Raw genomic sequence first — 26,251 nt, 5'->3', positions numbered from 1 at the left:
TAAAGGAACGGCATGCCGGCACAGCGAAGTATTGTCATCTGCGGGGGCGCATTTGCCGGGCTGGCGCTGGCGGTGGCGCTGCGCCAGGGGCTCGGGCCCGACGTCGGCGTGATCGTGGCCGATCCGGCGCTGAGCCAGCGGCCAAGCCGCGACCCGCGCGCGACCGCGATCGTGGCGGCCTGCCGGCGGCTGTTCGAGACGCTCGGGGTCTGGGGCCAGGTCGCGCCGACCGCTCAACCGATCACCGACATGGTGGTGACCGACTCCAAGCTGGAGGACGCCACGCGTCCGGTGTTCCTGACCTTCGCCGGCAATGTCGAGCCCGGCGAGCCGTTCGCGCATATGGTCGAGAACCGCTATCTGATCGATGCGCTCGCCGCGCGCGCCGAGGCCGAGGGCGTCGAGCTGCGCGCCACCGCGGTGTCGGGCTTCGATGCGCGCCCCGACGGCGTCAGCATCACCTTGGCGGACGGCACCGTGATCGACGCGAGCCTCCTGGTCGCCGCCGACGGCGCGCGCTCAAGATTGCGCGAGCGCGCCGGCATCGCCACCCATGGCTGGGACTACGATCAATCCGGCATCGTCGTCACCGTCGGCCATGAGCGCGCGCACAACGGCCGCGCCGAGGAGCATTTCCTGCCCGCGGGCCCGTTCGCGATCCTGCCGCTGACCGGCAACCGCTCGTCGCTGGTGTGGACCGAGACGCGCAAGGACGCCGCGCGCATCACGGCGCTGACTGACGAGGACTTCCATGCCGAGCTCGAGCAGCGCTTCGGTCTGCATCTCGGCGAGATCAAGGCGCTCGACAAACCGCGCGCGTTTCCGCTCGGCTATTTCGTCGCGCGCTCCTTCATCGCCGAGCGGATGGCGCTGATCGGCGACGCCGCGCATGTGATCCATCCGATCGCAGGGCAGGGGTTGAACCTGGGCCTGAAGGATGTCGCCGCGCTGGCCGAAGTCGTGGTCGACGCGGCGCGGCTCGGCATGGATCTCGGCCAGGCCGACGTGCTCGAGCGCTACCAGCGCTGGCGCCGCTTCGACACCATGGCGATGGGCGTCGCCACCAACTCGCTGAACTTCCTGTTCTCCAACGAATCGACCCTGCTGCGCACCGTGCGCGATATCGGCCTCGGTCTCGTCGATCGCACGCCGCCGCTGAAGGAGATGTTCATCCGTCAGGCCGCGGGATTGTCAGGCGAGGTGCCGCGGCTGCTGAAGGGCGAGGCGCTGTAGCTCTTGTAGCCCGGATGCAGCGAAGCGCAATCCGGGACAGACTTTCCGCGGTGAGACTTTCCCGGATTTCGCTTCGCTTCATCCGGGCTGCGGGTTTTCCCTCAATCGATCTTTCTTGCCTCTTCCGGCAGCATGATCGGGATGCCGTCGCGGATCGGATAGGCGAGCTTGGCGGAGCGCGAGATCAGCTCCTGCCGCGCCGCGTCGAATTCCAGCGGGCCCTTGGTGATCGGGCACACCAGAATTTCCAGCAGCTTTGGGTCGGCGGTGCTTTCGAGATGGTCGGTCGTGGAATTCATTGCGGTCTCCGGCTGGTCCTTTGAAGTGCGCATGATCTTGTTCGGAAAACCGCTTCGCACTTTTCCGGATCAGGCTTGATCTAGCACACCCAATCGGCACGAGTCATGACGGCGCGCGGGCCATCCGCAGCAGCTCGTCGAGCGCGGCCTGCTGCCGCGCCTTCGGCCCGGTCTGGTCCGACAGCGCGTAGCCGACGAACGCCCAGTAGAAGATCTGCGCGCGGCCGCGCGCCACCTCGTCGGCAAATCCGGCATGCCGCAGCAGGGTCTCGATATAGCCGATCCGGCGCTGGTCGACCGCGAGCACCGTGGCGCGCGCCTCCGGATCGACGGTTGCCCAGCTGCGCACCGCACGTTCCAGCAGCAGCCGCGCCGAGAACGTGCGGCGCAGCAGCAGCGCCAGCGCGTCCTCGCCGCTCGGAACCGTCTCGAGCTCGGCGATCACCTGCTCGGCGCTGACCTCGCGCCAGTGCTTGAGGATCGCCGCGCGGTAAGCGCCGATATCGGCAAAATGCCAGTAGAAGCTGCCGCGCGAGACGCCCATCGCCTTCGCCAGCGGCTCGGCCTTGAGCGCCGTGAAGCCGCTTTTTGCTAGCGTCTTCAGGCCGCGATCGAGCCAATCCTTTGCCGAAAGCTGTTCCGTCATGGTTCCCCGTTCCCGCGCCGGGTCGACCATACACAACTGTATTGACAGGCGCCAGCCGCCGGTGCGATAAGCATCAACCATACAGTTATGTATGGAGGCGTCGCGATGCGTGATCTTCTGCTGCAGGCCGCCGGACTGATCGCCATCGGCATCAGCCTGGCGCATGGCGTTCTCGGCGAGACCAAGGTGTTCGCGCGCGCCACCGTCGAGCCGCCGCGGCTGCGACTTCTGCTCCGCCTGGTCTGGCAGGCCGGCACCATCGCCTGGATCGCCGGCGGCGTGCTGCTGCTCGCAGCCCCCGCAATGGCGTCGGACGCGGCGCGGCACTGGATCGTGGCGACCTTCGCCATCGTCTTCGGCTTTGCCGCGATCGCAAATGCGATTGCGACCCGGGGCCCGCATCTCGGCTGGATCGGGATGAGCGCGGTCGTGGCGCTCGCGGTGGCCGCTTACTAGCGCAGGAGTTCACCATGGACGATCGCATCCGCCTTTCCATCGCCAACGGCGTCGCCGACGTCCGGCTGAACCGACCGGACCGGCTGAACGCGCTCGATCCCGCGATGTTCGTGGCGATCGCCGATGCCGGCGCGCGGCTTGCAGATAACAGCAGCGTCCGCGCCGTGGTGCTGTCGGGCGAAGGCGAGGCGTTCTGCGCCGGCCTCGACATCGAGCGCCTGGTCGCCACCACCGAAGGCGAATCGATCCTGCCGTTTGCCGATCTGGGCCGCCGCACCCACGGCATCGCCAACTGGGCGCAGCATCTGGTGTGGCTGTGGCGGGAACTGCCGGTGCCTGTCATCGCCGCCGTCCACGGCGTCGCGCTCGGCGGCGGATTCCAGCTCATGCTCGGCGCCGATATCCGATATCTCGCGCCCGGCACGCGGCTCGGCATCGTCGAAGCCAAATGGGGCCTGGTGCCCGACATGGCCGGCACCCAGCTGATGCGTCATCTCGCCCGCGAGGATTTCGTCCGCGAGCTGACCTACACCGCGCGCATCTTCTTCGCCGACGAAGCGCTCGCCTATGGCTTCGCTACAAAAGTGGTCGACGATCCCCGAGAGGCCGCGCTGGCGACAGCGCGCGCGATCGCCGACCGCAGCCCGGATGCAATCCGCGCCGCCAAGCGGCTGCTCAATCTCGCGGCCAACTGCGACGCCGCGACCGGGCTAGCGGCCGAGACCGCCGAGCAGGCGCAGCTGCTCGGCACGCCCAATCACGTCGAGGCGGTCAGGGCCAATCTCGAACGCCGCCCGCCGCGCTGGAGTGTTGCATGACCGTGAATCCAGGATTCGATCTGCAGCGTCTCGCCGCGGTCAATGCATCCGCCGCGTTCAACCGGCTGATCGGCCTCGAGGTCGTCGCGGCCGGCGACGGCGAGGTCGAGCTGCGCATGCCGTGGCGCGACGACTTCGGCCAATATGCCGGCCATTTGCATGCCGGCATGATCGCAGCGCTGCTCGACACCGCCTGCGGCTTTGCCGCGGCGACGGTGGTCGGCAGCGTCACGGCGTCGCATTTCGCGATGAACTGCCTGAAACCCGCCGCCGGCCTTAGGTTTGTCTCGAAGGGCACCACGGTGCGCGCCGGACGCAAGCAGGTGTTCGCACGGGCCGAGCTGTTCGCGGAGGATGAGCGGGGCGACATGATCCTCGTCGCCACCGGTGAGACGGTGCTCGTTCCGCTCGGGAACTGATCGGTCAACACCAGGGAGTGCGAACATGTCCCTCGTTCTCGTCACCGGCGGCAGCGGCCATCTCGGCCGCGATCTCGTCGACCGGTTGGTTCAGGCCGGGCACCGCGTGCGGGTGTTCGCGCGTTCGCCGCAAGCTCGGGCCGATATCGAGTGGGCGACCGGCGACCTCGCCACCGGCGAAGGTTTGCGCGCGGCGCTGCGCGGCGTTGACACCGTGATCAACGCGGCGACCTGTTCGCCGATCGCACGGCGCGGCGGCATCAGGCCGATCGATTTTTTCAGATCGCCCTCCGCCGTCGATGTCGAAGGCACCGAGCGGCTGCTCGCGTCGTGCGGTGACGCGGAGGTCCGGCACTTCCTTCATGTCTCGATCGTCGGCCTCGACGATGCGTCACTGCCTTATGCCCGCGTCAAACTTGCGGGCGAGCGCCTTGTGCGCGGCTCCGACTTGTCGTGGTCGGTGGTCCGCGCGATGCCGTTCTACTATCTGCTGGAGACCATGCTCGCCTCCCTCTCCTGGCTTCCGCTCTGGCCGGTGCCGACGACCGTGTTCAATCCGGTCGATACGTCCGACGTCGCCGGCTATCTCGTCAGCTGTGCGTTCGACGGAGAGCGCGGCGAGCGTGCCGAGATCGGCGGCCCCGATGATCTCGGCTGCGATGCATTCGCGCGGCAGTATCAAGCCGCCCGCGGCATCCGCCGGCCGATCCTGCCGATGCGGGTGTCCGAGCGCACGGCCCGCGGCATGGGCCTTGTCGTGAGCAGCGGCGTGCGCGGAACTCTGTCCTGGTCCGATTGGCTGCAGCGGCGGTCATCCGCGTTCCAAATCGCGGCGTGAGCCGTTGGAACCACGATCTTCCGCGCTGCAGTAGCCGGACATTGCGGAATTTGATGGAGTCATCAATTCCGCAGCAGATCCGGCTTACGCGCGGATAACCATGCCACCGAAAGTTGCGAAAAATTATCGAGAAGAAAATCCACTCGGCCTATTGGTTGGAGCAGTTGTTCATGGGCCGATTCAATGTTCCGTATTCTTACGTGCATTTCCGGTGAGCATGACTGGCGGCTCGTTCTGCTCGCCGGCCTTGTCTGTTTCGTTGCCAGTATCGTTGCCGTCAACATCTTCCATCGCGCGATGGCGTCGCAAGCAAGGACGCGCCTGATCTGGATCGCGATCGCCGGCGCCGCGATCGGCTACGGAATCTGGGCGACGCATTTCATCGCTATGCTCGCCTATGAGCCGGGCGTGCCGACCGGTTACGCCATTGCGCTGACCGCGCTGTCGCTCGCCGTGGCGATGATGCTGACATCGGTCGGCCTCGGCTTTGCCGCGAGCGAGACCAGCCGCTGGCGCGCGCCGGTCGGCGGCGCGGTGATCGGGGCCGGCATCGCCTCCATGCACTATCTCGGGATGTGGGCGCTCGAAGTGCCGGGCCACGTCACCTGGTCGCTCGACCTCGTGGCCGCCTCGATCGTGCTCGGCATGCTGTTCGGATATGCCGCGCTGGCGATCGCGGTCCGCCACCAGGACCGCTGGATGTCGCTGGCGGCGGCGCTGCTCCTGACGCTTGCGATCGTTTCGCATCACTTCACGGCGATGGGTGCAGTGGGGATCATTCCCGACCCGTCGCGGGTCTCCGACGCGCTCTCGCTGTCGCCCGCCTTCCTTGCCGTCACCATCGCCGGTGTGGCGCTGACGGTGCTCGGGATGAGCATGGTCGGCGTGCTGGCCGACCGGCGGCTTGCACTGCGCACCAGCCGCTTCGAGGAGATCATCAGTCAGCTTTCGCACGCGCGCCAGCAGGTCGAGGCGCAGCAGAACGAGTTGCAGGAGCAGAAGCTCCGGCTCGATACCGCCATCAACAACATGGGCGAAGGCCTCTGCATGTTCGATGCGGATAAGCGCCTTGTCGTGTGCAACGACCGCTACGCCCGGATGTACCGGCTGCCGCCGGAACTGCTGATGTCGGGCACGCCGCACGGCGAGATCATCCGGCATCGGATCGCCAACGGTATTCTCAAGGGCGAGACCAGCGACACCGCTGCGACCAAGGTGCTCGCGACGTTGAATGCGCTGCCGACCAACGAGACCACCAGCCGGATCGACGAGCTCGCCGACGGCCGGCTGATCTGCGTCACCCGGCAGCCGATGCCGAGCGGCGGATGGGTGGCGACCCATCGCGACGTCACCGAGCAGGTGCGCTCCGAAGCCAAGATCACCCACATGGCGCAGCACGACGCGTTGACCGATCTGCCCAATCGCGTGCTGCTCAAGGAGCGGATGGAGCAGGCGCTGGCGGCGACGCTGCGCGGCGGACCGAGCTTTGCGGTGCTGATGCTCGATCTCGATCGCTTCAAGGAAGTCAACGACACGCTCGGACATCCGGCGGGTGACGCGCTGCTGCAGGCGGTGGCGGCACGGCTGCGCCGCTGCGTCAGCGAGTCCACGCTGATCGCGCGCCTCGGCGGCGACGAGTTTGCGGTGATCGACTATGTCACCGATCCGGTCGCGGATGCAGGCCAGCTCGCCGAGCAGATCAGGAGGGCGTTGAGCGAGCCGGTCGATCTCGGCGATCACCGGGTCACCACCACGACCAGCATCGGCATTGCGATCGCGCCGCGCGACGGCACAGATTCGGACGAGATCCTGCGCAGTGCCGACCTTGCGCTGTATTCGGCCAAGAGCGGTGCGCGCGGCTCGTTCCGCTTCTTCGAGCCCGAGCTCGACCGGCAGCTGCAGGCCCGGCGCAGCCTGGAGCGCGACATGCGCAGCGCGCTCGCGCACGGAGAGTTCGAGCTGCACTATCAGCCGTTCATTCATGTCGTGAGCGGCGAGACCTGCGGCTTCGAAGCGCTGCTGCGCTGGAATCATCCGGAACGCGGCCGGGTATCACCCGCGGATTTCATCCCGCTCGCGGAAGAGACCGGCCTGATCGTGCCGCTCGGCGAATGGGTGCTGATGACGGCCTGTGCCGAGGCCGCGAAATGGCCCGACGATCTCAAGATCGCCGTCAATCTGTCACCGGTCCAGTTCCGGAGCCCGGAGCTGGTCCCGGTCGTGATGCGCGCGCTGGCGAACGCCGGCATCGCCTCGCACCGGCTCGAGCTCGAGGTCACCGAGACCGCCATCATCCACGACAGCGAGACGGTGTTCGCGGTGCTCGCTCAGCTGCATGCGCTGGGCGTGCGGATCGCGCTCGACGATTTCGGCACCGGTTATTCGTCGCTGAGCTTTCTGCAGAAGTTTCCGTTCGACAAGGTCAAGATCGATCGCAGCTTCGTCTCCGAACTGTCGGGCGCGAGCGACGAGTCGCGCCGGATCGCGCGCGCGGTGGTTCGCTTCGCCGTCAGCCTCGGCAAGACGACGACGGCCGAGGGCGTCGAAACCCGGGAGCAGCTCGATATCCTGCGTGCCGATGCCTGCGTGGAAGTGCAGGGCTTCCACTTCAGCCCGCCGGTGCAGGGCGCCAGGGTCGCGCAAATGATCGGCGAACGGGCGCCGGCCGAGACGCCGCGCCCTGCCGTTCGCCGCGCCATGGCGGGGGCCGCATTCTGATTGCGGCGGTGGCCCCGATTGCGGCTCGTGAGGCGTAACGCCGCAGCACACGGCCAAACGCAAATTGCGCGCGGACACCACGGCGGTTTTCGCAACCGTTAGAATTTCTCTAAAGCGTGCCCCTGACAGCGCTGCCTTGACTTGGCAAGAGCCTCGGCTTCCTTCACGCATGTGTTCTGCGCGACGGCGTTTCGCGCATGATCGAAAACGGAGGGGAGATGCGCGTGAGCGTCATTCGGAGTGCTGTGCTTGCTGTGTCCGTGCTGGGGCTGATGGGATCGACGGCGCTGGCCGACGGCTTCAAGAACTGCACCAAGCTCGACAAGGCGTCGTGGAAGCCTGCAGCCGACGCGGAAGCCAAGGCCAAGGCGGCCGGCTACGAGGTGCGGCGGTCCAAGGTCGAGGGCTCCTGCTACGAGGTCTACGGCGTCAAGGAAGGCAAGCTCTATGAGCTGTTCTACAGCCCCGAAGATCTCAGCCTGAAGAAGACGATCGCGAAGTGAAGCCGAGCATAATCCGGACCGGCACGGCCGCGTTAGCGAAAAGTGCGAAGCGGTTTTCCGACCAGATCATGCTCAAGCAACAAGCGAAAGCACGATGAGCGAGACGGTGCACGGTCTGCGCGATGCGTCCACAGCGGCGCCCGCGCAGCGCACGGCGTCGCGGACGGTGCAGGTCTGGGACCTGCCGCTGCGGCTCTGGCACTGGGCCCTCGCGGTCCTGGTGCTGATCGCGTGGCTGACGCCGAGCGCCTATGACCGGCTGCACCGGCTCTCCGGCTATGCGGTGATCGCCCTGCTGGCGTTTCGGCTGGTCTGGGGCTTTGCCGGCACGCGCTATTCGCGGTTCAGCAAGCTCGGCGTCCGCTTGCGCGCCGCGCCGCGCTACATCTGGAATCTCCGCCGCGGCATCACCGGGCGCTATATCGGGCTCAACCCCGCGGGCACCATCATGCTGGTCGCGCTGCTGCTCTCGCTCGCGGTCTCGACGATCACGGGCGCGATGTCGGTCACCGTGACCTTCTTCGGCGTGTGGTGGGTCGAGGACACCCATGCTTACGCGTCGGATGCGGTCATCATCCTCGCCGGGCTGCATGTGCTCGGCGTCGTCGTGATGGCGATCCTGCAGCGGCAGAACCTGGTGCGCGCGATGTTCAGCGGGCGCAAGCACCTCGGCCATCACTGACTGCGCGCGCGAAGCGCGCTACTGCACCGGCGGGTCGCCGCTGGTGCGCTTCTTGGCGAGATCCATTTCGGTGATGGCGATCAGGATTTCGGCACGGGTCTTCAGGTCGGGGGCTTCCAGCATCGCCTGCTTCTCGGCGGCGCCATAGGGCGACATCATCGCGAGCGCGTTGACCAGGGCCTCGTTGGGCGCGGCCTCGATGCCTTCCCAGTCGACCTTCAGCTTGTTGGCTTCGAGGAAATCGGCGAGCACCTCGAGCAGCGCCTTGCGGTCGACCGCGTCCTCGCCCTTGCGCGCGGTGAAGTCGCCGGTGAAGGAGAAGAAGTCGACCTTGCATTGCCGGTACGGCGTCTGCACGTTCAATTCCTCGACCACCTTGAAGCGGGAGACGCCGGTCAGCTCGAGGATGTAGCGGCCGTCGCCGGATTCGGCGAGCTGGGTGATGCGGCCGACGCAGCCGATCTTGAACAGCACCGGCTTCGCCTCCTTCGGCGAATGGGCGACGTCGGGCTGGATCATCCCGATCAAACGGTGGCCGTCGCGCAGCGCGTCGTCGACCATCGCAAGATAACGCGGCTCGAAGATGTTGAGCGGCATCTGGCCGCGCGGCAGCAGCAACGCACCAGGCAGCGGAAACACCGGGATCACTTCCGGCAACTCGCCGGGCCCGCGATATTCGGCATTGATCGGCATCTGCGGTCCCGCTGCTGTTACCGGCGCGCTCCGAGCATGATCCGGAAAAGTGTGAAGCGGTTTTCCGACAAGATCATGCTCAAACAATATCCTAAAGCGCGACCTTGTTGCGCTTTAGGAGAAGAGGATGGTCGACAACCGCTTGCGCCCCTCGACGGTTGCCTCATCGGTGCCGCCCCACGCTTCGAAGAACTGCACCAGCTGCTTGCGCGCGCCGTCGTCGTTCCACTTGCGGTCGCGCTTGACGATGGCGAGCAGCTGCTCGGTCGCCTCGACGCGCTTGCCCATCGCATTGAGGGCGGTCGCGAGATCGAATCTTGCCTGATGATCGAGCGGGTTTGCGGCGACTTTCTGTTCCAGCTCGGCAACGGGGCCAACCGACTGCGCCTGTTCGGCGAGGTCGATCGCGGCCTGCACCGCCTTCACCGCGGCATCGTTGCGCTTGGACTCCGGAACCATCGCGAGCGTTTGCTTGGCCTGCTCGACCGCGCCGGTCGTGATGTAGCATTTTGCCAACCCGGCCAGCGCCGCGATGTTGGTGGCATCGTGCGCCAGCACCTCGGCATAGATCTGCGCGGCGGCGGCGGCATCGCCCTCGGCGAGCACGGCCTCGGCCTCGGCGATGATCTCGGCGAGATTGGGCTCGCCCGCCGCCGGCACGCCCTTGGTGATCTTCTCGATGAAGGCGTTGACCTGGCTTTCCGGCACCGCGCCCATGAAGCCGTCGGCGGGCTGGCCGTTGACGAAGGCGATGACGGCCGGAATCGACTGGATGCCCATCTGGCCCGGGATTGCCGGATGCTCGTCGATGTTCATCTTGACCAGCTTGACCCGGCCCTTGGCGTTGCGGACCGCTTTCTCCAGCATCGGGGTGAGCTGACGGCAGGGGCCGCACCAGGGCGCCCAGAAGTCGATCATGACCGGCTGGCGGCGCGACTCCTCGATGACGTCCTTCACGAAGGTCTGGGTCGTGGTTTCCTTGATCAGATCGGGCGCTGCCTCGGGCGTGGGGCCGCCCTGCTCCATTATCGTCACGTTGTCCTCGCCTGTCGTCTGAGGTCGAAAAAGCTGGAGGCGTTCTAGCACGCTCCACACGGCCGGTTCAGCCGTTCTGTCAGGCTAAATGGCGGTCAGCCAGCAAAATTCAATCGTCTCCCGTGCCGACCAGTTCCGTCGGAGATCGGCGGAATCCGTCCCGCGGCGCTGCAGCGAGCTGAACTGGACGCAGACCGGCTGGCTCGAGACCTGGCTCGAATCGCTGCGGGACCGGATGGCGCTCTGAGGCCGGTTCCCCGCGGGCCGCGAAGAAAATTTTGGCCCGACCCGGTTTGGGGCCGATTCGAGCGCAATTTTTAAGGAATTCACGCTATTTCGACAGCTTCGGACCGTGCTCTTGTGTTGCATTCATGGAGCGCATTTGGCATAGGTCTGCCGTTGCCGGCGAGCGATCGCCGCCATCTCGGATGCGGGTGTAGCTCAGTGGTAGAGCACGACCTTGCCAAGGTCGGGGTCGAGGGTTCGAGCCCCTTCGCCCGCTCCAAACTTCTCGCTGACCGAGCTGACAGTCTGATGAAGGCCCGCTGACTTGAGGCGGGCTTTTTGCTTTTCGCCGATTGACGGTCGTGTCGCGCCGCCCTGGTTCGTCATCGGCGCGTCGATGTCCAATCAACCGTTCCGGCGGCTGTTCTCAAAACTGATAGAAATTTGTGGTGTTGTCGGCGTCGGACCCAGGTGGTGGCCGCGATCGCCGCGTGCGATCCGGCAAGCAGCACAGATGCCGGTAAGTTGGAAGCCAGAGCGGGGACTGAAACGACGCATGGCGCGCGCGAGCATTGCTGCGCTTGTCGTTCTCGGCTGCAGCTCGTTGTGCGCGCCGGCCTCGGCGCAGTTGATGCCGGGGGACACGGCATATGCGGCGGCTCCCGCCGCGCCGCAGAGCTTTTTTGTCGCGCCTGACTTCGATCCGCAGGACCGGCCACGCACCCGTGTCTACATCCCGACACGGTCGCATTCGGGCGGCAGCCAGAACTTTTGTGTCAGGACCTGCGACGGCCGCTACTTCCCGCTGCCGCGCCTGAGTGAAGCGGCTAACGTCAGCGCATGCGAGGCGGTCTGCCCCGCCGCCGAGGTGCAGCTGTACGCGGGCGCCGACATCGAAAGCGCCAGGACCGAGCAGGGCCAGCCCTACAAGACGCTGGCGAACGCGTTTCGCTTCCAGCGCGAGATCGTGCCGCAATGCGCGTGCCGTGCCGGCACGCCCGGCCTTTCGCCTGTCGCGATCGAGAACGACATGACGCTGCGCACCGGCGACATCGTTGCGGCGGATGATGGCTTCAAGATCGCGGCGGTCTCCGGCGGGCATCGGCGCAGCGTTCTGTTCAGGCCGCTGTCGAAGGCGCGCGCGCAGGCGCTCGGCCTCGCACGCATCTCGTCCAGATAGCCGACGCGATATGACGCGTTGGCTTCGCGCGAATATTGCGTTGCAATGCGCGTCAAAATCGTCCGAGGCAAATTGCGCTCAAAATTTAGTCGCTCAACTTGTTTTGACTGCAGCGCAGCACAAAGCGGGCTGCACTTCTCAGCCGCATCGGATGTGCTACCATTTTGCCGTCTGACCTACCTCCAGACCGCCACCATCATCTCTCAAGGCGTTCAAAATCAATAACAGCGGCAGGCTGCAACGGCCTGCATAGGGGAGTGACGCGATGAAATCGGCTTTCAATCGATCCATATTTGCGTTCGCGGCGATTGCATTGCTGGCGGGGACGACCTTCGCCAGTGCGCAGCAACAAACAGACAAGAACCGGGCGCTGAAGAAATACGAATCAGGCACCAAGGAATTCTGGACCCATCCGCCGGATGACTGGTTCCTCGGCGACGAGACCGAGGCGCAGAAGGGCCTCGCGCCGCCGTCCGGTCCGCCGACCGGCGCCTCCGATACCGAGCTCGCGGCGATGATGAAGAAGATCAAGCTGCCGCCGGGCTTCAAGATCGAGGTCTATGCTTCCAACGTGCTCGCGGCGCGGCAGATGGCCTGGGGCGACAAGGGCACGCTGTTCGTCGGCTCGTTCGGCCTCGGCAACGTCTATGCGATCAAGGACAACAACGGCAAGAAGGAGGTCAAGACCATCCTCAAGGGCCTCAACATGCCGACCGGGCTCGCCTTCCAGAACGGCGCGCTCTACGTCATCGCGGTCGACAAGCTGATCCGCTACGACAATGCCGAAGCCAATCTCGACAATCTCGGCAGCGGCAAGGTGGTGTATGACGACATGCCGTCCTACGCGGCGCATGGCTGGAAATACATCGCGGTCGACAAGGACGGCTGGTTCTACCTGCCGTTCGGCCCGCCCTTCAACATCGGCATCCCGCCGACCTCGGTGTCGCAGATCCGCCGCGTCGATCCGAAGACCGGCAATGCGGAAATCGTGGCGCTCGGCGTCCGCAACTCGGTCGGCGGCGACGTCGATCCGCGCACCGGCAAGTACTGGTTCACCGAGAATGCGCGCGACTGGATCAGCGACGATCTGCCGAGCGACAAGCTCAACATGATCTCGAAGATCGGCGAGCACTTCGGCTATCCCTATTGCCACCAGGGCAACCTGCCGGATGACAAGTTCGCGATGGGCCACAAGTGCTCGGAGTTCACGCCGCCGGTGTTCAATCTCGGCGCCCACGTCGCTCCGCTCGGCATGAAGTTCTATACCGGCAGCCAATTCCCTGCCGAGTACAAGAACAGCATTCTGATCGCCGAGCACGGCTCCTGGAACCGGCACAAGTATCAGGGCGGCCGCATCGTACGGATCACCGCTGGTCCCGACGGCAAGAACGCCAAGCAGGAGATCTTCGCCTCCGGCTGGATCGAGGGGGACCAGGGCTATCTCGGCCGTCCCGCCGACATCGTGCTCGACAAGGACGGCTCGATCCTCGTCGCCGACGACTGGGCCGGTGCGATCTATCGCATCAGCTACAGCAAGAAGTAACCGGCTGAACAAGGATGAGGCTGCGGTGGCCGACAAGGCGGCCGCAGCCTCATGTTTTTTTGACTTTCGATCGGACGCGCGCCGACGTATCCGGAACTCACGATCCTCGATCGGGGTTATGACATCCGGGCCTGCGCTTGACGCATCCCAATAAAACGATCGCAACACTCTCCTCGCGAAAGCGCTGTCCCCATGCTCAACAGATTGGTATTACGTGCCACCCTCGGCGTCCTGCTTGCGTTCGCGATGGCGCCAGGCCAGGCCGCCGACGTCGCCGCCGGCAAAACGAAGGCCGAGGTCTGCATCGGCTGCCATGGCGAGAACGGCCTCTCGCAGATCGAGAATATTCCCTCGCTGGCCGGCCAACTCGATCAGTTCGTGCAATGGCAGCTGGTGTTCTTCCGCGCCGGCGCCCGCAAGAACGACCAGATGCAGCCGATCGTCGAGCAGCTCACGAATGACGACATCCGCAATCTCGGCGCCTATTTCGCTTCGCTCGAGCCATTCAAGGGCGGCAAGGACGACAATCCGGAATTGTCTGAGAAGGGCAAGCAGGCCGCCGCCGGCCGCCGCTGCGCTTCATGCCACACCGACACCTATGTCGGCACCAAGGCGGTCGCCCGCATCGCCGGCCAGCGCGAGGATTATCTCGTCAAGGCGCTGCACGACTACAAGTCGGGCCTGCGCTCCGGCGGCGCCCAGGCCGCGATGGCCGACGTCGCCTATCCCCTGAGCGACGAGGAGATCACCGCGCTCGCGCATTATCTCGCGCATCTGTGACAAGGCCGTAGCCCGGATGAAGCGCAGCGCAATCCGGGGCTGCTGCATCGGCGGAACGACCGTTCCCGGATTACGCTTCGCTCCATCCGGGCTACGAACTCCACCTCCCCTTGAAAAGGGGAGGTCGCTTTGCTCGTGAGAGCAAAGCGGGTGGGGATCTGCTCTATCCTCATATAGCGTCGCCTGCGGCTGACCCCCATCCCGAGCTTCCCCCTTTCAGGGGGAAGGGGAAGTCAGCGCGTCGCTTGGATCGAAACCTGCGTTACGCCTGCCGCTGCTTCTCATACGCCTTGAGATGCGTGTAGGCCGTGCGCAGCTTCGGCACGGGAATCTTCGCCGCATCGGCGCGCACGATCAGATCGCCGATGACGTGATCGGCCTCGACCGGCAGCCCCGCTCTGATGTCGCGGAACATCGATGCCGTCATAGGCGAGCCTTCGGTGGTGAGCAGGCCGCGGGTGCGCTGGAAGAACGGGCCGCCCGGGGCATGGCCGGCGTCGGCGGCGATCGCGCTGCATTCGTCGAGAATGCCGAGCAAAAAATCCTTGCCGCCGGGCGCGGCCAGGATGTTGCCGACCGAGGTCCGCATCAGGCTGGTCGAGGCGGCGAGCGAGGCCAGAAACACCCATTTCTCCCACATGTCCTGCATCACGTGGTCGCTGGCGGCCGCGCCGTTGATCGCGGAGAAGGCGTCGGCGATGGCGCGGACCCGGTCCGACAGGCCGCCGGCGCGTTCGCCGAAATTCAGCGACTGCATCGGCTGCAGCTGCACCACCTCGCGCTTCTCGTTCAGCGTCGCCGCGATCGCACACAAGCCGCCGAGCACGTGCTGCGCGCCGAACCTCTTGTCGAGCGCATCGAGATGCAGCATGCCGTTGAGCAGCGGAATGATCGCGGTGTTGTCGCCGACCGCGGGCGCAAAGGACTTGATCGCATCGTCGAGATCGAAGGCCTTGCAGCTCAGCAGTACGACGTCGAACTTTTGCGACAGCTTGTCGGCCTGCACGGTCGGCGGATTCGTCAAGGTCGCATCGCCGTTCGGGCTCTTGATCACGAGGCCGGCCGACGCCAGCTCGGCGGCGCGGCGCGGCCGCACCAGGAAGGTGACGTCGCGGCCGGCCTCAAGCATCCGGCCGCCAAAATATCCGCCGATCGCACCGGCGCCGACCACGAGAACGCGCATGGGGATTTTTCCTTCTTGTTGCCCGGGGAGATGGGCGAATAGCGAATGGTGAGTAGCGAATAGATAAGGACGTGAGAAGTCTATTCGCTACTCGCTATTCGCCATTCGCTCATCTCACTTTCCCGACACCAATTCCTCGACTTCGCGGAGCTGCTCCTTGCCGAAGAACATCTCGTTGCCGACGAAGAAGGTCGGCGAGCCGAATGCGCCGCGCTCGACGGCTTTCTGGGTGTATTCGATCAGCTTGCCCTTCACCTCGGCTTCCTGCCCGCGGGCGAGCAGTTTGGCGCCATCGAGGCCCGAGGCGGTGAGGGCCTTGGCAGCCACTTCCGGATCGTCCATCTTCTTCGGCTCGACCCACATGTGGTGGAACGCGGCCTCGATGTAGGGCTCGAACACGCCTTCCATCTGCGCCGCGACCGCCGCGCGCATCAAGTTCAACGTGTTGATCGGGAAGAACGGGTTCCAGACATAGGGCGCGACGTTGAAGCGCTTGAGGAAGCGCTTGGTCTCGACCTGCTGGAACTCGGGCTTGTTCTTGACGCCGGCCAGCGTCTCGGCCGGCGACTTGTTGTTGGTGGCCTTGAAGATGCCGCCGAGCAGGATCGGGACATATTCGAATTTCACCCCAGTGCGCCGCTCGATGGCCGGGATCGCCTTGTGGCTGAGGAAGGCGTTGGGACTGCCGAAATCGAACAGGAATTGCGGATTTTGGCTCACGGCAGTCTCTCCCTGAAGCTTCGCTTGGCACAGGCCTGCTGTCGCAGGCCCCGCGCGTAGAATATGATACTCATCATGTGAGCCGTGCGACGGGTTGTCAAACGCTGGATCGGCCGCGCATACGCGCCATTCCGCACGCGGATCGCAGGGGTCCGGAACAACGCGCAGCAAGGCGGCGCGCTAATCCGCCTGATCGCTGTGGGCGAGGCTGATGGCGTGGTCGCGGATATCGGCGGGCCAGTCCGCGATCAGCGTCGCAAAGCGCCGGCGGTCGTGCGCGAACAGCGCGCGGATCGCGTCCTCGTAATGCGGCCGGTTGCCGGCCATCGTCGTCATGAAGCGATAGGCCGCGTCCTGGGCGAGGCGGGTGCGATCCTTGTCGCCGCTGGAGCGGCGGGCCTCGTCGATCAGCTTGCGGATCGCGACCGATGCGCCGCCTTTCTGCTGCGCCAGCCAGTCCCAGTGCCGCGGCAGCAGCGTGATCTCGCGCGCGACGACGCCGAGCTTGGGACGGCCGGGGCCGCGCGGCGCGGCGGGCGCCGGTGGCTCCTCCGCCGGCGCAGCGGCCGGCTTCGGCAGACGCTTGAGCACGTCGTCGACCGAGCCGCGATAATCGATGTCGACCAGCGCCGAGGTGTGGCCGTTGAACACGAGGATCGCGGCGTCCTTGCGCCGGTCCAGCAGCTGCTTGGCCGTGCGGACAACCTCGGGGAGGTCGCCGGCGGCGATGCGGCGCTCGCCCTCGAAGGCGACATAGGCGGGATTCATTGCGGACCTCTCGGGTTGCGCGACATATTGTCCGGGTAATTTTTGATGGCCGTAGTGCCTCGATCTCGACTTTCTCGCGTCCGGCTGGCACCAAACAGTGCTCGACTGCCCTGAGGCTTCAGAGGACACCCATGCTGACGGTTCATCATCTCAACAATTCCCGCTCGCAGCGCGTGCTGTGGCTGCTCGAGGAGCTGGGAGTGCCCTACGAGATCGTGCGCTATCAGCGCCAGCCCGACATGCGCGCGCCGAAGGAGCTGCGTGCGATCCATCCGCTCGGCAAGTCGCCGGTGATCACCGACAACGGCAACACCATCGCGGAATCCGGCGCGATCCTCGACTACATCATCGCCACCTACGGCAATGGCCGGCTGATCCCGCCGGCCGGCACGCCGGAGCGGCTGCGCTTCACCTATTGGCTGCACTATGCCGAGGGCTCGGCGATGACGCCGCTGCTGCTCAAGCTGTTGTTCACGCTGATGCCGAAGCGCGCGCCGGCGCTGCTGCGGCCGCTGGTGCGCAAGGTGTCCAACACGGCGCTGTCCACACTGGTCAATCCGCAGATCAAGCAGCACATGGCCTATTGGGAGGGCGAGCTCGGCAAGAGCGAGTGGTTCGCCGGCAACGAGTTCACCGGCGCGGACATCCAGATGAGCTTTCCGCTCGAAGCGGCCGCGGCGCGCGGCGGGCTCGAGGACGGCCATCCGAAATGCGTCGCCTTCCTCGCGCGCATTCACGCGCGCCCGGCCTACGCGCGGGCGCTGGAGAAGGGCGGGCCGTATCAGGTCGGTCGCTAAGTGGGCGGTCATCGCGGCAACTCGATGAGCGGCAGCAGCCGCGAATCCGACAGCGCCGCGGTGCGATGTCCGATGCCGGCGAGATAGGCCTCCGCCACTGCAAAGGCGAGGAATGCGCCGCGGCTCTTCTGCCGGATCAGCATGGCGCGGTCCCAGCGCTCGCCCTCGGGCCCGATCAGGAACGCGCCGCCTTCGCCCATGAACAACAGATCGCCGCCGCTCTTGCGCAGCAGCGGCAGCGTGTGCGCGACATAGCGGTCATAGGCCTCGGCGCCCGAGATCGGCCGCAGTGGCGCGAGCTCGGGGCTTTGCGAATAATCGGCGATGGCCCGAAAGCGCAGCAGATTGAGCATCACCATCTCGCCGGCGATCTCGCGCTGGGCAAAGGCGCGGCCGGCGTCCCAGGTCGGCTCCAAATAGGTCGGCTCCAAGTGGCAGGCGGTGTCCATGTCCGGTCGTCCCGTCGGGCTTCGATAGACATGTTTTACCCGGGTCTTATTGCCATGTCAATAATACCCGGACATAAATAGGCGAGCGACAGGAGCCCGCCATGATGAAGACCGAGACCCGAAAACTTGCCATCGCCGACTACAAGAAGCGCCCGAGCATCGCCGGCGTGTTCGCGATCCGCTGCCGCGCGAGCGGCGAGATCTGGGTCGGGCAGGCGTTCGACCTCGACAAGATCCAGAACCGGATCTGGTTCGCATTGCGCATGGGCGATCATCGCAACGCCGAGCTGCAGCGCGCGTGGTCGGCGCATGGCGAACAAAACTTCGCGCTCGAAGCGCTCGAGCGCATCGAGGACGAGGAGCTCGCCTATGTGCGCGATACGCTGCTCAAGGAGCGCGTCGCGCACTGGCGCGCGCAGCTCAATGCGTCAGCGATCTAGTGCGACGGTAACGCCTGCACGGTGACGCCGGGCGGCGGCACGTCGTCGTCGGGCACGAAGAAGTCCGCCATCAGCGGTACCGACGGATCGACGCGGTAGTGCTCGAAGTCGCGCATGCCGTTGGCATAGAGCACCTTGTCGTCGATGCAGAACTGGCCGGTGAACTCGCGCGCCGGCCGGGTGAAGATCGCATAGGCCACATCGCCCATGATCTCAGGCGTGCGGCTCGCGCGCATCACGGTGTCGCCGCCGAGCAGATTGCCGACCGCGGCGGTGGCGATGGTGGTGCGCGGCCACAGCGCGTTGACGGCGATGCCGGCGGCCTTCAGCTCGCCGGCGAGGCCAAGCACGCACATGCTCATGCCGAACTTCGCCATCGTGTAGGCGGTCGAATGCTCGAACCATTTGGTCTTCATGTCGAGCGGCGGCGACAGCATCAGGATGTGCGGGTTCTCCGCCTTCTTCAGATGCGGGATGCAATATTTCGACACCATGAAGGTGCCGCGGGTGTTGATGCCCATCATCAGGTCGTAGCGCTTCATGTCGGTCGCCTGCGACGTCGTCAGGCTGATGGCGCTGGCATTGTTGACGCAGATGTCGATGCCGCCGAATTCGGCCACGGTCTTCTCGATCGCCGCCACCACCTGCGTCTCGTCCCTGATGTCGCAGATCACGGGCAGCGCCTTGCCGCCGGCGGCGCGAACCTCGTCGGCGGCGGTGTAGATCGTGCCCTTCAGCTTGGGATGCGGCTCGGCGGTCTTGGCCGCGATCGCGACATTGGCGCCGTCCCGTGCCGCCCGCAGCGCAATCGCGAGCCCAATGCCGCGGCTCGCACCCGAGATGAACAGCGTCTTGCCCTTGAGCGATGTCATCTGCTGGCTCCTCGATAGTTAGGGACGCACGAACCGATGGCTCCCTCTCCCCTTGTGGGAGAGGGTTGGGGGTGAGGGGTATCCTTCCACACGGCAAACTGCATGGACAGACCGCAACCCCTCACCCGGATCGCATTCCGCTTCGCTTCATGCAATCCGGCCTCTCCCACAGGGGGAGAGGCGAAGCGGAGCAAGCGGCTTGACCATGTCGCGACCTCTTTCAATCCGCATGCAGCACCCGCCCGCGCGTCTCCGGCAGCGCGTAGGCGGCAAGGAAGAACACGCCGTAGGCCGCCACTGCGAAGATCGCGATCGCGTTGGCCAGCGAGGTCGTGGTCGAGAGCGCGCCGACCAGGAACGGGAACAGCGCGCCGATGCCGCGGCCGAAATTGTAGCAGAAACCCTGGCCGGAGCCGCGCAGCCTTGTCGGATAGAGCTCGGTCAGGAACGCGCCCATGCCGGAGAAATAGCCCGAGGCGAAGAAGCCGAGCGGAAAGCCCAGCACCCAGAGCACCTCGTTGGAGAGCGGCAGCTGGGTGTAGAGCAGCACCACGGCGATGGCGCCGAGCGAGAAGATCAGGAACAGGTTGCGGCGGCCGATGCGGTCGGCGAGCCAGGCGCCGACCAGATAGCCGATGAAGGAACCGATGATCAGGGTCGCGAGATAGCCGGTCGAGCCGACCACCGACAGCTTGCGTTCGGTGGTGAGGAAGCGCGGCACCCAGAAGGTGATGGCGTAGTAGCCGCCCTGCATGCCGGTGCCGACCAGCGACGCCAGCAGCGTGGTCTTCAGGATCGGCCCCTGAAAGATCTCCCACAGCGCGGCCGGGCCGCTGCCGGACGCCTGCTGCTGCGCCATGGTTGCTGCGGAAATCTCCGGCTCGGTGACGTAGCGGCGCAGATAGAACACCAAGAGCGCCGGCAGCGCGCCGATCATGAACATCCAGCGCCACGCGCTTTCCGCGGGCAGGATCGAGAACAGCACCGCCTGCGACAGCACCGCGAGGCCCCAGCCGACCGCCCAGCCCGATTGCACCGAGCCGACCGCGCGGCCCCGATATTGCGGCCGGATCGCCTCGCCGATCAGCACCGCGCCGGCGGCCCATTCGCCGCCGAAGCCGAGCCCGAGCAGCGCGCGGGCGATCAGCAGCTGGTCGAAATTCTGCACCAACGCGCAGACCAGCGAGAAGAACGAGAACCAGATGATGGTGAGCTGCAGCGTCTTCACCCGCCCGATGCGGTCGGAGAGATAGCCGCCGAGCCAGCCGCCGACGGCGGATGCCAGCAGCGTCACGGTGCCCGCAAGGCCGGCGGTGCCGGGGTCGACCTTCCACAGCGTGATGATGGTTCCGATCACCAGCGGATAGATCATGAAATCCATGCCGTCGAGCGTCCAGCCCGAGGCGCAGGCCCAGAAGGTGTGCCGTTCCTTGTTGTTCATGTCGCGATAGAAGGCGAGGAGGCTGGTGTCCTCGATCTCGGCAATTTCCATCGGCTTGGGTTCGGCTTGGCTCATGCGCGCTTCCTTGGAAGATTTGTCGCCGGCTTCTGAACCGCGGCCGGCTTTGCGGAGAGAGCAACTTAGCCCGATGCCGGTGGGTGGGCAAAGGCGTGTTTGCACCGTGCCCACCATCGGTAGTGTGCTCGTGATCGTGGGTACACTTCCGCCTTCGCTCTCCCGAGCTACGGCGCGACGGGTCCGCTTTGCCGCCCCGCGATTTACTGCCCCGCCGCCTCCGACCCCCGCGTGCGCGGATCGGGGGCGCCGAGCAGACCATTCGGTGTCACGAGGATCGAGTTGGCCGAGGAATAGCCCAGCGGCTCGACCAGCTTGTGGCCCTTGCTTCGCAGCTCGGCCAGCACATCATCGGGAAAACCACGCTCGATCCTGACCTCGTCGGGCAGCCATTGATGATGCACCCGCGGCGCGGCCACGGCGGCCGCGATATCCATCTTGTAGTCGATGACGTCGACGATGATCTGCGTCACCGCGGAGATGATGCGGCTGCCGCCGGGCGATCCCGTCACCAGCACCACCTTGCCGTCCTTCAGCAGAATGGTCGGCGACATCGACGACAGCGGACGCTTGCCGGGGCCGGGTAAATTGGCCTCGAAGCCGACCAGGCCGAAGGCGTTGGCGGCGCCCGGCGCGGCGGTGAAGTCGTCGAGCTCGTTGTTGAGCAGCACGCCGGTGCCCTCGGCGACGAGGCCGACGCCATAGGGGAAGTTCAGCGTATAGGTGTTGCTGACGGCGTTGCCGCTGGCATCGACCACCGAATAGTGCGTGGTGTTGTCGCCTTCCTTCGGCGGCTTGGCGTTCTGCACATCGACCCAGGGCGTGGCACGGGCGAGATCAATGGTCGCGCGCTGCTTGGCGGCGTAGTCCTTGGACGTCAGCAATTGTGTCGGCGCGTCGACGAAGGCGGGATCGCCGAGATAGCGCGCGCGGTCGGCATAGGCGCGCTTCATCGCCTCCAGCATTACATGCAGCGAGGTGGCCGAGCCCTGCTTCATGTCGGACATCGGCAGGCCCTCGAGAATGTTGAGGATCTCGATCAGCACCACGCCGCCGGAGGAAGGCTGCGGCATCGACACCACATCGTAACCGCGATAGCTGCCGCGCATCGGCGCGCGGATCACCGGCTGGTAGGATTTGAGATCGCCGAGAGTAAAGATGCCGCCGGAATTGTTGATGCCGTTGACGAGCTTCTCGGCGACCGTGCCTTGGTAGAAGCCGCGCGGGCCCTGCTCGGCAATCGCCGTCAGCACCGCCGCGAGATCGCCCTGGATCAGGCGGTCGCCCTCGCGCAGCGGCCTGCCGTCGGCGTTCGAGAACGTCTTTGCCGAATTCGGCCAGCGCGACATCCGGCGGTACATGTCTCCGAGCGTGTCCGATGTGTCGTCGGTCACGATAAAGCCGTCGCGGGCGAGATCGATCGCGGGCTTGAGAATCTGCGCCAGCGTGAAATGGCCGGAGCCGTACTTCTCCAGCGCCAGCGCGAGGCCCGCGACCGTGCCGGGCACACCGATCGCGAGCGCGGAGTTGCGCGACTTGTCCGGATCGGGCTTGCCGTCGGGGCCCAAAAACATGTCGCGGGTCGCGGCCTGCGGCGCAGTCTCGCGATAGTCGATCGCGATATCTTCATTGCGCCGGGCAAGATGAATCACCATGAAACCACCGCCGCCGATATTGCCGGCGCGCGGATAGGTCACCGCCATCGCAAAGCCGGTGGCGACTGCGGCGTCGACTGCATTGCCGCCCTGCCGCAGGATGTCGGCGCCGACCTGCGCGGCGAGCTTCTCCTGCGCCACCACCATGCCGTGTTCGGCGGGAACACTGCTGACCGCATCGGCGGACGGCGGCGAATAGAAGCGGCGCTGCTCCTGGCTGAATGCCGGTGCGGAGATGCCGATGAGGAGGAGCGCGGCAAACAGCCGCCGCGAGAGTGTTGCCGCCATCGAGAGCCCCGCCCTGTTCATCGCCATCCGGTATTCACCCAACAAGCCCATGCTATATGGGAACGGATTGCAGAGGCGAAAGCCTGCGCGTGATCGGACTTTTGGGAATAGCTTTGGCGATGACGACGATTGAGACGAGCACCGACAGCGCAAAAACCTATCCGGGCCGCGCCGCCGTCGTCAGCTGGATCTTCTTCGACTGGGCCGCGCAGCCTTATTTCACGCTGATCACGACCTTTGTGTTTGCGCCTTATTTTGCCGGCTTCGTCGCGTCCGATCCGGCGAGCGGGCAGGCGCTGTGGGGCTTTGCCACCGCAGCCGCCGGGCTCGCGATTGCGCTGCTGTCGCCGGTGTTAGGAGCGATCGCCGATGCCAGCGGCCGGCGCAAGCCGTGGATCGCGGGTTTCGGCGCGCTGCTCGTGATCGGCGCCAGCGCGATGTGGATCGGCAAGCCGGGCAATCCTGACGTCATTCCCGCGCTGCTGCTGGCGTATGCGATCGCCAGCGTCGGCGTCGAATTCGCCACCGTCTTCAACAATGCGATGATGCCGACGCTGGTGCCGCCGGACAAGATCGGGCGTCTGTCCGGCACCGGCTGGGCCACCGGCTATGTCGGCGGCATCTTGAGTCTCGTTCTGGTGCTCGGCTTTCTCGCCGCCAATGCCGAGACCGGCCGCACGCTGTTCGGTCTCACCCCGTTGTTCGGGCTCGATCCGGTCACGCATGCGGGCGACCGCATCACCGGACCGCTGACGGCGCTGTGGTTCGTCGTCTTCGTGACGCCGATGTTCCTGTTCACGCCGGACTATCCGGCGAAACGTCCGATCCGCGACGCGCTTGGCGAAGGCCTGCGCGAGCTGCGCGAATCCCTGGCGAGCCCGCCGAAGCAGAAATCGATGGCGCGGTTCCTGCTCGCCAACATGATCTATACCGACGGGCTGGTCTCGCTGTTCGCATTCGGCGGCATCTATGCCGCGGGCACGTTCGGCGCCTGGCTTGGCGGCAAGCTCGACGATGCGCTCGGGCCGAAGCGGGTCATCACCGGCAGCCTCGTGATCCTGCTGTTCGCGATCGTGGTGATCCTCACGGTGAACAAGGATTCCATCCTGTTCATTCCGGTCGCGCCGCCGGTCGCCGATGGCCCGCTGTTCGCCGGCGCCGCCGAGCGCGCCTACATCGTGCTCGGCTGTCTGATCGGCGCCGCCGGCGGGCCGCTGCAGGCCGCCTCGCGCACGCTTTTGATCCGCCTCGCACCGAAGGATCGCATCGCGCAGTATTTTGGCCTGTTCGCGCTGACCGGCAAGGTCACGTCATTCATCGGCCCGCTCCTGATCGGCGCCATCACCGCCGCGACCGCGAGCCAGAAGGCGGGGATGGCGGTGCTGGTGGGGTTTTTTGTGCTGGGGCTGGCGCTGCTGGCACGGGTGCGCGCGTAAACCACCACCGTCGTCCCGGCGAAGGCCGGGACCCATACTCCGCGGCCGTGGGAAGAGGCACAAGCGGAGACGGCCCACTTCACAACGAGCATTCGTGGTTGGTCCCGGCCTTCGCCGGGACGACAACCGATGCATCAGTGCCGGAAATGCCGCACGCCCGTGAACACCATGGCGATGCCGTGCTCGTCGGCGGCCTTGATCACCTCGTCGTCGCGCATCGAGCCGCCGGGCTGGATCACCGCGGTGGCGCCGGCCTCGATGCAGGCGAGCATGCCGTCGGCGAACGGGAAGAACGCATCCGAGGCGACCACCGAGCCCTTGGTCAGCGGCTCGGCGAGCTTCAGCTCGGCCGCCGCATCCAGCGCCTTGCGCGCGGCGATGCGCGCGGAATCGACCCGGCTCATCTGGCCGGCGCCGATGCCGACCGTGGCGAGATCCTTGGCATAGATGATGGTGTTCGACTTGACGTGCTTGGCGACGCGGAAGGCGAATTTCAGGTCGCGCAGCTCGGCGTCGGTCGGCGCGCGCTTGGTCGCGACCTTCAGATCCATGTCTTCGACCACGGCGTTGTCGCGGCTCTGCACCAGGAGGCCGCCGGCAACCGTCTTGGCGGTCAGGCCGACGGCGCGCGGGTTGGGCAGGCCGCCGGCGAGCAAGAGGCGCAGATTGCGCCGGCCGGCGATGATCGCGATCGCCTCCTCGGTCGCGTCGGGCGCGATGATCACCTCGGTGAAGATGCCGATGATGGCGCGCGCCGCATCCGCATCGAGCGTGCGGTTGACCGCGATGATGCCGCCATAGGCCGAGGTCGAATCGCAGGCGAGCGCGCTGCGGTAGGCGGTGGCGAGGTCCGGGCCCTCGGCGACGCCGCAGGGATTGGCATGCTTGACGATGACGCAGGCCGCCGTGCGCTGCGGATCGAACTCGCCGACGCATTCATAGGCAGCATCAGTGTCGTTGATGTTGTTGTAGGACAGTTCCTTGCCCTGCAGCTGCCGCGCGGTCGCAACGCCTGGCCGCTTCTCCGGCGTGGCGTAGAACGCCGCGGTCTGATGCGGGTTCTCACCATAGCGCAGCGACTGCAGCAGCCTGCCGCCGAAGGCGCGGAAGTCCGGCGCCTTGGTGTCGAGCTGCACGGCAAACCAGTTCGAGATCGCGGCGTCATAGGCCGCGGTGCGCGCGTAAGCCTTGGCGGCGAGCCGGCGGCGCAGCCCAAGCGACGTCGCGCCCTTGTGCGCGGTGAGTTCCTCGAGCACGGCCTGGTAGTCGCTCGCCTCGACCACGACGGCGACATCGTCATGGTTCTTGGCCGCGGCGCGGATCATTGCGGGGCCGCCGATGTCGATGTTCTCGATGCACTCCTCGAAGCCGGCGCCTTTGTCGACGGTGGCCTCGAACGGATAGAGGTTGACCACCAGGAGATCGATCGGCGCGATGCCGTGCGCGGCCATCGCGGACGCGTGCTCCTTGTTGTCGCGGATCGCGAGCAGGCCGCCATGCACCTTCGGATGCAGCGTTTTGACCCGGCCGTCCATCATCTCGGGGAAACCGGTGAGCTCGGAGACGTCCTTGACCTGTAGCCCCGCCGCCGCGATCGCTTTCGCAGTGCCGCCGGTCGAGACCAGCTCGACGCCATGGTCGGACAGTGCCCTGGCAAAATCGATCAATCCGGTCTTGTCGGAAACCGACAACAGAGCGCGGGTCACGCGGCGAAGCTGTTCAGTCATCTGAGGAAATCCCTGGCTGTTAAGGCAGCCGGGTAGCACGGTTTGCCGGGGACCGAAACCGGTTCCGGAGGCGGATTCCCCGGAAATTGCGGGCGATTGGGGAGCAATCAGACCCGTCACCCTGAGGTGGCCGCTTCTTCAGCGGCCCTCGAAGGGTCGACGGCCACCGGCCGGGCCGTGCATCCTTCGAGGCTCGCCGAAGAGGCTCGCACCTCAGGATGACGGGGATAGAGCGACCATCTCACTCGTCGTCCCGGCTCCAGTGCGCAATTGCGCACTAGGCCGGGACGGCGCCGAATCTTGGTGTCGAAGGCCGGCTGCCCCGCGGCCGG

General features: G+C 65.9%; 26 protein-coding genes and 1 tRNA gene. 15 read left to right on the top strand and 12 right to left on the bottom strand.

Going from position 1 to position 26,251, the window contains the following annotated elements:
- Positions 1–12: 12 nt before the first annotated feature.
- Entirely contained in the window at positions 13–1,233 is a 1,221-nt protein-coding gene (locus CI41S_RS03320; RefSeq protein ID WP_139857421.1) for a ubiquinone biosynthesis hydroxylase, read from the top strand.
- A 101-nt stretch (positions 1,234–1,334) separates the two neighbouring features.
- On the opposite strand, the gene CI41S_RS03315 is transcribed toward CI41S_RS03320, so the two are convergent.
- The gene (locus CI41S_RS03315; protein WP_018269337.1) at positions 1,335–1,532 is read right to left on the bottom strand and encodes a Trm112 family protein; all 198 of its coding nucleotides are present in this window, start codon (positions 1,530–1,532) and stop codon (positions 1,335–1,337) included.
- A gap of 103 nt (positions 1,533–1,635) precedes the next feature.
- Positions 1,636–2,178 (bottom strand): TetR/AcrR family transcriptional regulator, encoded by a 543-nt coding sequence (locus CI41S_RS03310; protein ID WP_139857420.1) that lies wholly within the window; start codon positions 2,176–2,178, stop codon positions 1,636–1,638.
- 105 nt (positions 2,179–2,283) lie between these two features.
- Here CI41S_RS03310 and CI41S_RS03305 point away from each other — a divergent pair, with 105 nt between their 5' ends.
- The 7 genes from CI41S_RS03305 (at position 2,284) to CI41S_RS03275 (ending at position 8,612) form a co-directional block, all read left to right on the top strand.
- Positions 2,284–2,634, top strand: coding sequence for a hypothetical protein (locus CI41S_RS03305; protein WP_139857419.1), 351 nt, complete (start codon positions 2,284–2,286; stop codon positions 2,632–2,634).
- A 14-nt stretch (positions 2,635–2,648) separates the two neighbouring features.
- Positions 2,649–3,452: a crotonase/enoyl-CoA hydratase family protein gene (locus CI41S_RS03300; RefSeq protein WP_139857418.1), complete on the top strand. Its 804-nt coding sequence runs from the start codon at positions 2,649–2,651 to the stop codon at positions 3,450–3,452.
- Complete coding sequence (locus tag CI41S_RS03295) at positions 3,449–3,871, top strand: PaaI family thioesterase (protein WP_139857417.1); 423 nt, start codon at positions 3,449–3,451, stop codon at positions 3,869–3,871. The genes CI41S_RS03300 and CI41S_RS03295 overlap by 4 nt, the downstream gene beginning before the upstream one ends.
- Before the next feature lie 25 nt (positions 3,872–3,896).
- A complete protein-coding gene (locus CI41S_RS03290) occupies positions 3,897–4,709 on the top strand; it encodes an SDR family oxidoreductase (protein WP_139857416.1) in 813 nt (270 codons plus the stop codon).
- A 183-nt stretch (positions 4,710–4,892) separates the two neighbouring features.
- Complete coding sequence (locus CI41S_RS03285; protein WP_139857415.1) at positions 4,893–7,427, top strand: bifunctional diguanylate cyclase/phosphodiesterase; 2,535 nt, start codon at positions 4,893–4,895, stop codon at positions 7,425–7,427.
- 224 nt (positions 7,428–7,651) lie between these two features.
- Positions 7,652–7,930, top strand: a complete 279-nt coding sequence (locus CI41S_RS03280; RefSeq protein WP_139479548.1) for a PepSY domain-containing protein — start codon at positions 7,652–7,654, stop codon at positions 7,928–7,930.
- A 94-nt stretch (positions 7,931–8,024) separates the two neighbouring features.
- A complete protein-coding gene (locus CI41S_RS03275; RefSeq protein ID WP_139857414.1) occupies positions 8,025–8,612 on the top strand; it encodes a cytochrome b/b6 domain-containing protein in 588 nt (195 codons plus the stop codon).
- 18 nt (positions 8,613–8,630) lie between these two features.
- On the opposite strand, the gene CI41S_RS03270 is transcribed toward CI41S_RS03275, so the two are convergent.
- Entirely contained in the window at positions 8,631–9,305 is a 675-nt protein-coding gene (locus tag CI41S_RS03270) for an LON peptidase substrate-binding domain-containing protein (protein ID WP_139479546.1), read from the bottom strand.
- 114 nt (positions 9,306–9,419) lie between these two features.
- A complete protein-coding gene (gene trxA, locus CI41S_RS03265; RefSeq protein ID WP_172626590.1) occupies positions 9,420–10,340 on the bottom strand; it encodes a thioredoxin in 921 nt (306 codons plus the stop codon).
- 430 nt (positions 10,341–10,770) lie between these two features.
- Here trxA and CI41S_RS03260 point away from each other — a divergent pair.
- The 4 genes from CI41S_RS03260 (at position 10,771) to CI41S_RS03245 (ending at position 14,068) form a co-directional block, all read left to right on the top strand.
- A tRNA-Gly gene (locus CI41S_RS03260) sits at positions 10,771–10,845 on the top strand.
- A 276-nt stretch (positions 10,846–11,121) separates the two neighbouring features.
- On the top strand, positions 11,122–11,745 hold the full coding sequence (locus CI41S_RS03255; protein WP_139857413.1) for a DUF2865 domain-containing protein: 624 nt from the start codon (positions 11,122–11,124) through the stop codon (positions 11,743–11,745).
- Between the two features lie 265 nt (positions 11,746–12,010).
- Positions 12,011–13,288, top strand: a complete 1,278-nt coding sequence (locus CI41S_RS03250; RefSeq protein WP_139479544.1) for a PQQ-dependent sugar dehydrogenase — start codon at positions 12,011–12,013, stop codon at positions 13,286–13,288.
- A 192-nt stretch (positions 13,289–13,480) separates the two neighbouring features.
- Positions 13,481–14,068 (top strand): c-type cytochrome, encoded by a 588-nt coding sequence (locus tag CI41S_RS03245; RefSeq protein WP_139857412.1) that lies wholly within the window; start codon positions 13,481–13,483, stop codon positions 14,066–14,068.
- Positions 14,069–14,330: 262 nt separating this feature from the next.
- On the opposite strand, the gene panE is transcribed toward CI41S_RS03245, so the two are convergent.
- From panE to CI41S_RS03230, 3 genes are all read right to left on the bottom strand, one after another.
- Positions 14,331–15,251: a 2-dehydropantoate 2-reductase gene (gene panE / locus CI41S_RS03240; protein ID WP_139857411.1), complete on the bottom strand. Its 921-nt coding sequence runs from the start codon at positions 15,249–15,251 to the stop codon at positions 14,331–14,333.
- A 114-nt stretch (positions 15,252–15,365) separates the two neighbouring features.
- Positions 15,366–15,971 carry a 2-hydroxychromene-2-carboxylate isomerase gene (locus tag CI41S_RS03235; protein WP_172627893.1) on the bottom strand — a complete coding sequence of 202 codons (606 nt, stop codon included), beginning with the start codon at positions 15,969–15,971 and terminating at the stop codon, positions 15,366–15,368.
- 180 nt (positions 15,972–16,151) lie between these two features.
- On the bottom strand, positions 16,152–16,739 hold the full coding sequence (locus tag CI41S_RS03230) for a DUF2239 family protein (RefSeq protein WP_139857410.1): 588 nt from the start codon (positions 16,737–16,739) through the stop codon (positions 16,152–16,154).
- A gap of 131 nt (positions 16,740–16,870) precedes the next feature.
- On the opposite strand from CI41S_RS03230, the gene CI41S_RS03225 reads away from it, so the two are divergent.
- Positions 16,871–17,536 carry a glutathione S-transferase family protein gene (locus CI41S_RS03225; protein ID WP_139857409.1) on the top strand — a complete coding sequence of 222 codons (666 nt, stop codon included), beginning with the start codon at positions 16,871–16,873 and terminating at the stop codon, positions 17,534–17,536.
- An 8-nt stretch (positions 17,537–17,544) separates the two neighbouring features.
- Here the strand turns inward: CI41S_RS03225 and CI41S_RS03220 are convergent, their stop codons facing one another.
- Positions 17,545–17,985 carry a DUF1330 domain-containing protein gene (locus CI41S_RS03220; protein WP_139857408.1) on the bottom strand — a complete coding sequence of 147 codons (441 nt, stop codon included), beginning with the start codon at positions 17,983–17,985 and terminating at the stop codon, positions 17,545–17,547.
- Positions 17,986–18,089: 104 nt separating this feature from the next.
- On the opposite strand from CI41S_RS03220, the gene CI41S_RS03215 reads away from it, so the two are divergent.
- The gene (locus CI41S_RS03215) at positions 18,090–18,425 is read left to right on the top strand and encodes a GIY-YIG nuclease family protein (protein WP_139858550.1); all 336 of its coding nucleotides are present in this window, start codon (positions 18,090–18,092) and stop codon (positions 18,423–18,425) included.
- Here the strand turns inward: CI41S_RS03215 and CI41S_RS03210 are convergent.
- From CI41S_RS03210 to ggt, 3 genes are all read right to left on the bottom strand, one after another.
- On the bottom strand, positions 18,422–19,297 hold the full coding sequence (locus tag CI41S_RS03210; RefSeq protein ID WP_139857407.1) for an SDR family oxidoreductase: 876 nt from the start codon (positions 19,295–19,297) through the stop codon (positions 18,422–18,424). The two genes, CI41S_RS03215 and CI41S_RS03210, sit on opposite strands and share 4 nt — an antisense overlap.
- 220 nt (positions 19,298–19,517) lie before the next feature.
- Positions 19,518–20,813, bottom strand: coding sequence for an MFS transporter (locus tag CI41S_RS03205; protein WP_139857406.1), 1,296 nt, complete (start codon positions 20,811–20,813; stop codon positions 19,518–19,520).
- A gap of 203 nt (positions 20,814–21,016) precedes the next feature.
- Positions 21,017–22,783: a gamma-glutamyltransferase gene (ggt, locus tag CI41S_RS03200; RefSeq protein ID WP_430649993.1), complete on the bottom strand. Its 1,767-nt coding sequence runs from the start codon at positions 22,781–22,783 to the stop codon at positions 21,017–21,019.
- A 92-nt stretch (positions 22,784–22,875) separates the two neighbouring features.
- Here ggt and CI41S_RS03195 point away from each other — a divergent pair, with 92 nt between their 5' ends.
- Positions 22,876–24,192, top strand: coding sequence for an MFS transporter (locus tag CI41S_RS03195; RefSeq protein ID WP_139857405.1), 1,317 nt, complete (start codon positions 22,876–22,878; stop codon positions 24,190–24,192).
- 134 nt (positions 24,193–24,326) lie between these two features.
- Here CI41S_RS03195 and purH read toward each other — a convergent pair whose 3' ends face one another.
- Positions 24,327–25,919, bottom strand: coding sequence for a bifunctional phosphoribosylaminoimidazolecarboxamide formyltransferase/IMP cyclohydrolase (gene purH, locus CI41S_RS03190; RefSeq protein ID WP_139857404.1), 1,593 nt, complete (start codon positions 25,917–25,919; stop codon positions 24,327–24,329).
- Positions 25,920–26,251: the final 332 nt, after the last annotated feature.

Origin of the sequence: Bradyrhizobium ivorense (assembly GCF_900696085.1) — a bacterium.
GTDB lineage: Bacteria > Pseudomonadota > Alphaproteobacteria > Rhizobiales > Xanthobacteraceae > Bradyrhizobium > Bradyrhizobium ivorense.
This window is presented reverse-complemented; position numbering and strand designations above follow the sequence as displayed.

Excerpts from the sequence above, each read along its gene's own strand:
- CI41S_RS03300 (WP_139857418.1), top strand. The coding sequence starts at position 2,649 with ATGGACGATCGCATCCGCCTTTCCATCGCCAACGGCGTCGCCGACGTC.
- CI41S_RS03255 (WP_139857413.1), top strand. The coding sequence starts at position 11,122 with ATGGCGCGCGCGAGCATTGCTGCGCTTGTCGTTCTCGGCTGCAGCTCG.
- CI41S_RS03225 (WP_139857409.1), top strand. The coding sequence starts at position 16,871 with ATGCTGACGGTTCATCATCTCAACAATTCCCGCTCGCAGCGCGTGCTG.
- CI41S_RS03275 (WP_139857414.1), top strand. The coding sequence starts at position 8,025 with ATGAGCGAGACGGTGCACGGTCTGCGCGATGCGTCCACAGCGGCGCCC.
- CI41S_RS03250 (WP_139479544.1), top strand. The coding sequence starts at position 12,011 with ATGAAATCGGCTTTCAATCGATCCATATTTGCGTTCGCGGCGATTGCA.
- CI41S_RS03315 (WP_018269337.1), bottom strand. The coding sequence starts at position 1,532 with ATGAATTCCACGACCGACCATCTCGAAAGCACCGCCGACCCAAAGCTG.
- CI41S_RS03210 (WP_139857407.1), bottom strand. The coding sequence starts at position 19,297 with ATGACATCGCTCAAGGGCAAGACGCTGTTCATCTCGGGTGCGAGCCGC.
- ggt (WP_430649993.1), bottom strand. The coding sequence starts at position 22,783 with ATGGCGATGAACAGGGCGGGGCTCTCGATGGCGGCAACACTCTCGCGG.
- CI41S_RS03195 (WP_139857405.1), top strand. The coding sequence starts at position 22,876 with ATGACGACGATTGAGACGAGCACCGACAGCGCAAAAACCTATCCGGGC.
- CI41S_RS03320 (WP_139857421.1), top strand. The coding sequence starts at position 13 with ATGCCGGCACAGCGAAGTATTGTCATCTGCGGGGGCGCATTTGCCGGG.
- CI41S_RS03220 (WP_139857408.1), bottom strand. The coding sequence starts at position 17,985 with ATGGACACCGCCTGCCACTTGGAGCCGACCTATTTGGAGCCGACCTGG.
- CI41S_RS03285 (WP_139857415.1), top strand. The coding sequence starts at position 4,893 with ATGTTCCGTATTCTTACGTGCATTTCCGGTGAGCATGACTGGCGGCTC.
- CI41S_RS03270 (WP_139479546.1), bottom strand. The coding sequence starts at position 9,305 with ATGCCGATCAATGCCGAATATCGCGGGCCCGGCGAGTTGCCGGAAGTG.
- CI41S_RS03245 (WP_139857412.1), top strand. The coding sequence starts at position 13,481 with ATGCTCAACAGATTGGTATTACGTGCCACCCTCGGCGTCCTGCTTGCG.
- CI41S_RS03305 (WP_139857419.1), top strand. The coding sequence starts at position 2,284 with ATGCGTGATCTTCTGCTGCAGGCCGCCGGACTGATCGCCATCGGCATC.
- panE (WP_139857411.1), bottom strand. The coding sequence starts at position 15,251 with ATGCGCGTTCTCGTGGTCGGCGCCGGTGCGATCGGCGGATATTTTGGC.
- purH (WP_139857404.1), bottom strand. The coding sequence starts at position 25,919 with ATGACTGAACAGCTTCGCCGCGTGACCCGCGCTCTGTTGTCGGTTTCC.
- CI41S_RS03295 (WP_139857417.1), top strand. The coding sequence starts at position 3,449 with ATGACCGTGAATCCAGGATTCGATCTGCAGCGTCTCGCCGCGGTCAAT.
- CI41S_RS03230 (WP_139857410.1), bottom strand. The coding sequence starts at position 16,739 with ATGAATCCCGCCTATGTCGCCTTCGAGGGCGAGCGCCGCATCGCCGCC.
- CI41S_RS03205 (WP_139857406.1), bottom strand. The coding sequence starts at position 20,813 with ATGAGCCAAGCCGAACCCAAGCCGATGGAAATTGCCGAGATCGAGGAC.
- CI41S_RS03215 (WP_139858550.1), top strand. The coding sequence starts at position 18,090 with ATGAAGACCGAGACCCGAAAACTTGCCATCGCCGACTACAAGAAGCGC.
- CI41S_RS03290 (WP_139857416.1), top strand. The coding sequence starts at position 3,897 with ATGTCCCTCGTTCTCGTCACCGGCGGCAGCGGCCATCTCGGCCGCGAT.
- CI41S_RS03310 (WP_139857420.1), bottom strand. The coding sequence starts at position 2,178 with ATGACGGAACAGCTTTCGGCAAAGGATTGGCTCGATCGCGGCCTGAAG.